We start from the raw sequence: 6,657 nt of genomic DNA on the forward strand, positions 1-6,657 counted from the left end.
ATCAGGCTAGTCTGAGCCGGGCTATTGCTCATCTAGTCAGCCTGCAGGGTGTGTTCGTACTGCCGACGCTGGGACATGGTTTTCAGACCAGTGCGTCGCTGATGCCGCTTATAGAGGGCCTCCTGAGGCTAAAGTCTTAATCAGGCCCTCGATTAAGTAGCTACCTATCCTATCCATTGGGTGGCTTACTTGCGGGACTGATCCGACAGCCTACTGATTGAGCTACAAAATGTGGGGCTTATGATGACTACCAAAGCTGTTCATGTAGCGATCCAATTAAGCTTACTACATGAACAGCTTTGGCTGCATAAGTTTTCCAGTATTGTTTTAACTGACTGAACGTCTCTACAAGCTGATCAAATGCACCGTATCAGTAACCTAAATTGTCGCTGATGGCTGCTGTCAATTCATTCGGTTTTGAAACTTCACCACTCGGCCAACCCGCCTCTGAGCAGAGCCCAAAAAAGCCGGCCATCAGTTGAAGGCAGGCTTTCCGCCGCTTGGGCGGCCCCGTTCTAGTCACACCAATGGATTCATCCTGAAATGAATCTAACTCCCGGGTCTGATCCGGGAGCGTCATGACACTAATCCGCTTTTCCAGCTAAGCTGGGGAGTGGGCAGCCCTATAGCCTTTCGAACGAACGCGGTACTATTCGGTAACCCGTCGAAAAGAATCGATTAGGCTAGGTCAACGCCCATCGCTGGCTCAGCGTTTGAGCAATCAGCCGTAGGTGCTGCTGGCCAATGGGTTTAATCAAGTAGTCGTTGGCCCCCAGGCTCAGCGCGGCTTGCCGATCCCCGGGATCAGTAGAGGTGGTGAGCATGATAATGGGTAGCTGAGCGTAGCGAGGCAGGCTGCGCAGCTGGGTCAGTACCTCCAGCCCATTGAGGCGGGGCATGTTGATGTCCAGCAGCAGGAGTTTGGGTAAGTCCCCACAAGCGTCTAGCTGAGCCAACAGGGCGGTGCTATCCTGGAGGAGACGTATCCCGATGGCCGACCTTTGGTGAGCAAAGGCGGATTGAAGAAACAACAGGTCGTCATCATCATCATCAACCACCCACACCGGGGCATCAAACAGAGGGTTCATAGATTATAAGTAGAAGTACGGTATGAGCAAAGGTAATAGAAAAAGACAAGAGAATGGAATAATAACCTGGGAGACCAGAGGTGAATGACCGAATTCGTTTCGTTATAAGGTTATTAATGGAGTTAACGGGTTGGTTTAAGCCTTTGACAGGCCAGCTGTTTGGTACCTGACGTGGTTGGGTGATACGCAGTAAGTACTTAGCCCTGAGTTGCCGCAACAAGCTGGGCTGATGCATGGCTTTTTAGAACTAGTGTATCTTTCATCAACCGACTAGTTTGGTAAGCGGCTCCATAATTTAGAAGGGTACCGTAGGCGACTGATAGAGTTTGCAATTAATAAAATTAGCCGTTCCATAAAACGCCCCATTTAAGAAGCAGATCTATGATAAATTCTTGCGTCTACTTTCGTGTCAGTAAATGATCAAGTAGGCTAAGACAACCTGTAAACTTTTTTTGCCTACACGGGTTGTAATTACGTAAAATGTCAGTAATGTTACTGACAAATTGTTACTCATGAAAGCAACTACCCAGAAAGCTCCCAAAGTCAGGCCGGATGCCCAAAAGAGCCCTACAAACCAACTTATCTTTGAGCCAGCCAATACCATGGTACGTATCTTACCCGAGAGAACCGGTCCCTTCGAGCTCATTGCCCAGTCGCGCTCAGGGGTGACCCATGCCGAAGTGCGACAACTGGCTGCTTTGTTGGAGTTAACGATTCGGGAGTTCGCTATTCTGCTGTCGATGAACGAGCGGACGATAGCCCGGCGCTTAGTCAGCGGTTCGTTGAACAAGGTCGAATCGGAACGACTCCTACTGCTCAAAGCCCTGGCGGCCCATGGCCTGCGCGTGTTTGAAGATCAAGGCAAGTTTAACCGCTGGTTACGTCGGCCTCTGGAGATCCTGGAAGGTCAATCTCCCCTACAACTGCTAGACACGGCTACTGGCTTCCAGGTAGTGGATCAGATCTTAGGCCGCATTGAGTATGGGGTTTACAGTTAAGCCATGCCTTTAGTCTACCGTATCCAAAAAAAGCAGTTCATTGAGTCAGTACTAACGGGGGAAGGGGCTCGACTGAACGGTGGTCGCTGGAATCCACCGGGTATTCCCTTGGTTTATACGTCAATGACGCCGGAGTTGGCCTTACTGGAAACACTGGTCCACTTAGATGGCACCCCCGTGCGCGATTTACCTCCGTTTGTCCGGGTGAGCATCGAGTTACCGGACGCCATTGAGGAGATCCGGCTAGCTGAGCTGCCCACCGGATGGGATGCGTTAAAGTATCCCGAAAGCCTACCGCAGTTTTTACTACCCAAGCTAGCTCCTACCTATCCTGCCTTGGCCTTTGCTCTTCCTTCGGTGATTGTCAGGAACACCCCTTCGCGCAACATCCTAATCAATCCATTGCACCCGCTGATGAGTCAGGTAAAAGTGATAGAAGTTATGGCTCACGAGTTCGATGAACGATTACAAAAGCAGGTTGAGCCGCCAGCGGTAGAAAGCGCTGGGATTAAGAAGGTCAAAAGACGGTCTAATTAAGTATACCATCCCGTCTAGTCTATAGGTGGCAGAGCGGCTCAGATCGTTAAAGAATACAAGCCTTTTACGAGAGTTCGAAATTTTCTTAGCTTACTAACTATTTCTTGAGAAGATTAGCTCCTTTGTCATTATGCAGCCTAGAAGGAGCAATTCTCTGCGCATCCTCTTATCAAATTAGTTGTTTTAAAATGCTACTTTTCTTAGTCAAGTTGCATATGCAACGTTATGTTGGGAAATTAAACTAAGATAAGAACGTCTCCGCGCTCGTCATTAAGCGGCTGAGTGGAAAGGGAGGCGCATAGACCCGTATTGTGGTAAGCGAATATCTATAGATTGGCCCCACCCATATCGGGTAAATCACTTATGAAGACAGCTATTCTTGAGAAGAAGAGCCAACCCAACCAATTGGCTACGCCTATTCAACTTGGAGGCTGATTAATTAATTTTAGCTGAAACCGCCACTGGCTCTGCTGAGGAGCAACGGCTGCGGCCGACCGTCGGCCAGAAATAGGCTAACGGCTTAACCAGCCACCCCAAATGGTTTACTACCTTCATAAACGGGAGAGAATAGTGGTAAATGTTGGTGTGATTCAATCTATAGTTTGTTAATGGGGAGGTAAGTAAATTACACGTCCCGTAGGTAGCCTAAGTTCAGGCTACCTACGGGACGTGTATTATTGGTATAACCTTTTGTTATTTACTCTTGATTCTTACATAATCGAGGCCTGTTACTGGAGTTGACCCATAGGCTGGAAGTAACGTTCCTGTTACGGTCAGACTGATACAACTTCCATTCACCGCACTGCCTATACTCTGAGTGAGGGACTCGTTACTAAATTTGAGCGTCAGGTCTGGAATACCATCCGGACCGGCTGTTGTGCAGGTTGAACAGTCAGTAACGGCACCGGAATACGGGGCTGTCACATCCTCAATTGACGAGCGGATAGGTGAAACGCCATTTACCTTAATCGTTGATACATCTATCTTTGTTACATCAAACCCGGCCGTACCTAAGATAGCCATGGGTACAACTCCTTTTTGAGTCATATTTAATGGATTAGGACAGCTCGTGGGGTGGACATCAAAAGCAACGGTGATATCCGTAACGGGTGCCGCTCCAGCGGGTAAATCGATTAAAGCAACGACCAATCCAAGACAATCTGAAACCACACCGGTGGTCAGGTTTAATGAATTAGGACCAGGGCTAAGGAAGGGGGTTACATCAAATGTTTTAATGTCCCACAATTGTCCTCCGGGTACTGAATTTCCGTCGAAAACAGGTCCGGAAGGGACAAACCCCACTCCATTAATACGTAACTCATCATCCGGAAATGGCTGACCGTCTGCCACATGTAACTGGATGTTTGCACTGCCTGCGGTGTAGGTGATACCCGAAAGCAGAATATCCCACCCGGTAGGGTCAGCAGGCGCGTTAGGATTGCCCTCTATGCCGGCAAATTGTATATTTGAATCATTACCTTCAAAAATGACAACGTCACGATTGTTTGTATTGTTACCATCGTTGAAGAATACGATGAGGGAAGCCCCATTCGGATTCATATCGCCAAAGCCAGCCAAATTGTAGGCTCCGTTTCCGGTTGACTGCACCAGTGTTGTTACCTCAGCCCGATACGCCTGGCTATTGGCATAGGGCCAGCAGTTAGACGATGAAACACCAATATTAGTGCCAGTTACCGGGGTGCCATTGACTGTGATTGCGTTACCGACATCGGTTGACGCATTCGTAACTCCGTTCCAGTATAGATAGGCTTTGGTTACCGTGCCTGATAAACCACTCAGGTTGATAGACCCGCTTCCCACGTCACGCATTCCTCCTACTCCAGCCGATACATAATCCGTAGTATAGATGGTCGTGTTCAAAACGGCGATTCTGGCTCCAGCATTCTTTGCGGCAACGCGTGCTGTGGCATCCAATCCACAAAAAGCTTTAGATCCAGCTAGGGCACTTATGCGTTTACCCGATTTGGCTGCCTCTTGAGAACCTGGTAAGTCATGGTTTTCTTGACAACTGACCACCAAGAAAATACCAGTAATAACAACAAGTAGTAATGAAGAAGACTTGTAAATTTTCATACATTTAAAGGGGAAATTTGAAGAGGATAATTCATGTAGTTCGATTCATGTATCTACATGAATACAATCACATAGATACCTCCGTTGGATCTAAATCCGAATTCGCCATTCCGTATAAAATCGGCTTACTGATGGTGCCAGGGAGAAATAGTTATGAATCCCATCCCAAAGATGCTACCATTCGAAACATGCTAGACAAATGTGAATAAGAACTGCACAGAAAGAAATACGGATCAGTCCTCGAAAGAAGGCGTAATAAATCAGACTAAATGGCCGACTCAGTCCTTGTTGATCTCTGACCGGCTATGTGGATGCTCAAAGATTAGTCTATTTATTATTCTAAATAATATATGAATTTTTATAAAAAAAACATAGAATTATTTAACGGTATGTATTTTTTGTGTATGAATCAAGCAAATCGGCTGCATACCGTTCAACTGCCATAAATCCCCAGATTACTAAGTACTTTCTGAAAATTAGAAACGCCATTGCTACTTAGATAACCTACCGTATTAAACTCGTAGTAAATGTCGAGGAGACCAGGTTTAGTATTTAAAGAAGTTAAGTGTGCAGATAAAACGAGAGACATCTATTTAGGCGAACAACCGTGTTTTGCTCGTCAAATGCGATTGTTGTTGGCGAAGCGTTTTATGGAATCAAATTCGCCGGTGCGATCGTGCTGGTTTCCTGCAGGGCCAGCTGAGCGGTTCACTAACAAGCAGAGTACGCCTATTAAAACATACCTTAAACTAAGTGATTGATTGACAGATTGGTTTTTTAATGGCCATCTTTTTACTTATATAAAGATTAACTCATGGCAACAAACTATGTCAAAACTCATCGCCATCATATCCACGTCGCTGGACGGTTATGTCGCTGACCAACAGGATGGTGTGGCCCAAGTGTTTGAGTGGTACTTCTCTGACGATGTGGAAATAAAGGTTGGTTGGTCTGATGCTATGACCTTCCACTTATCCCCTCCCAGTGCTCAATAGTACAAAAGTTTTGTCCATAAACTGGGTAACCGGTAGACGGACTTTCGAGGTTGCTCATGGATGGGGTGGGAATCATGGATGGGGACCAGCCTTCGTACTCACCCACGCCATTCCGGATGGCTGACCCATGTCGAATTTGACCGTACACTTCGTCACGGATGGGCTGGATTCGGCTGTTAGGCAAGCAAAAGCAGCGGCGGCTGGCAAAGCTGTTGGAGTTCATAGTGCAGATACGATTTAACAATGCTTAAAGGCGGGCTTAATCGATGAACTCCAAATTGACCTGGCTGCTATTCTTTTTGGTTCCGGCATTGGGCTCTTCGACCAGTTGGCCAACACCCCCGCTTAGGCTTGGTACCCCAACGGTGATCTCAGGGATTAGTGTCACTCACCTGCGTTGTCTGTTGGGTAGTTAAGCGAGGTAAATCACCTTGTCTTTTAACGTATATATATGATCATTCCTTCGTCTCAGGCTGGAGCGTTTTGAGAGACAATTAATTTTTAATCTTTGCCAAACCCTGTCACTCACATACGCCTGATAACGTGCGACAAAAGCTAGGCGATTTATTTACCAGCAAATGGCCGTTTACAGGTTGGTAGATAGCTCGGCAACGAGTTCAGCATGGGTTGGCAAACGCCAAGCCAAGGGTAAGCCCTACCAAATAAGGCTATGTGGCTAAGTACGATTCCCCGTTTTTATCCCTACTATAAAGGCAAGATGAGGTGCGATGCCTCTTCAGCAACCATGGAAGGAGCGCCCGGGCCAGGAAGTACCCTGGATAAGCGGCTGGACAAAGTTGTCCAACCTGAACAGGAGTTGGTTGATAAACGGGTTATCCGGCAGGGAGTACAGATGCCGGTTGCCTTCTGAGCGGCAAGTGATAAGACCGTTCGTTTTCATTTTACCCAGATGCAGCCAGACGAGCGGTTTGCTACTCCGGAGTT

7 protein-coding genes are annotated in these 6,657 nt (G+C 47.2%); 3 read left to right on the plus strand and 4 right to left on the minus strand.

The genetic code is table 11. The features are described 5' to 3' along the window. Window positions 1–683: 683 nt before the first annotated feature. Window positions 684–1,088, minus strand: a complete 405-nt coding sequence (locus ACYVK4_RS25830; RefSeq protein WP_461130464.1) for a response regulator — start codon at window positions 1,086–1,088, stop codon at window positions 684–686. 512 nt (window positions 1,089–1,600) lie between these two features. Here ACYVK4_RS25830 and parS point away from each other — a divergent pair. Beyond that, window positions 1,601–2,086: a type II RES/Xre toxin-antitoxin system antitoxin gene (parS, locus tag ACYVK4_RS25835; RefSeq protein ID WP_461130465.1), complete on the plus strand. Its 486-nt coding sequence runs from the start codon at window positions 1,601–1,603 to the stop codon at window positions 2,084–2,086. 3 nt (window positions 2,087–2,089) lie between these two features. Beyond that, window positions 2,090–2,623, plus strand: a complete 534-nt coding sequence (locus tag ACYVK4_RS25840; RefSeq protein ID WP_461130466.1) for an RES family NAD+ phosphorylase — start codon at window positions 2,090–2,092, stop codon at window positions 2,621–2,623. 693 nt (window positions 2,624–3,316) lie between these two features. Here ACYVK4_RS25840 and ACYVK4_RS25845 read toward each other — a convergent pair. Further along, window positions 3,317–4,717, minus strand: coding sequence for a hypothetical protein (locus ACYVK4_RS25845; protein ID WP_461130467.1), 1,401 nt, complete (start codon window positions 4,715–4,717; stop codon window positions 3,317–3,319). Window positions 4,718–5,544: 827 nt separating this feature from the next. Between ACYVK4_RS25845 and ACYVK4_RS25850 the strand changes: the two genes are divergently transcribed. After that, window positions 5,545–5,712, plus strand: coding sequence for a hypothetical protein (locus tag ACYVK4_RS25850; protein WP_461130468.1), 168 nt, complete (start codon window positions 5,545–5,547; stop codon window positions 5,710–5,712). Window positions 5,713–5,971: 259 nt separating this feature from the next. On the opposite strand, the gene ACYVK4_RS25855 is transcribed toward ACYVK4_RS25850, so the two are convergent. Then, on the minus strand, window positions 5,972–6,100 hold the full coding sequence (locus tag ACYVK4_RS25855; RefSeq protein ID WP_461130469.1) for a hypothetical protein: 129 nt from the start codon (window positions 6,098–6,100) through the stop codon (window positions 5,972–5,974). Window positions 6,101–6,448: 348 nt separating this feature from the next. Continuing rightward, window positions 6,449–6,657 (minus strand): winged helix-turn-helix domain-containing protein (locus tag ACYVK4_RS25860; RefSeq protein ID WP_461130470.1); only part of this gene is annotated, 209 nt, incomplete at its 5' end.

It is taken from the genome of Spirosoma aerophilum (genome assembly GCF_054782495.1).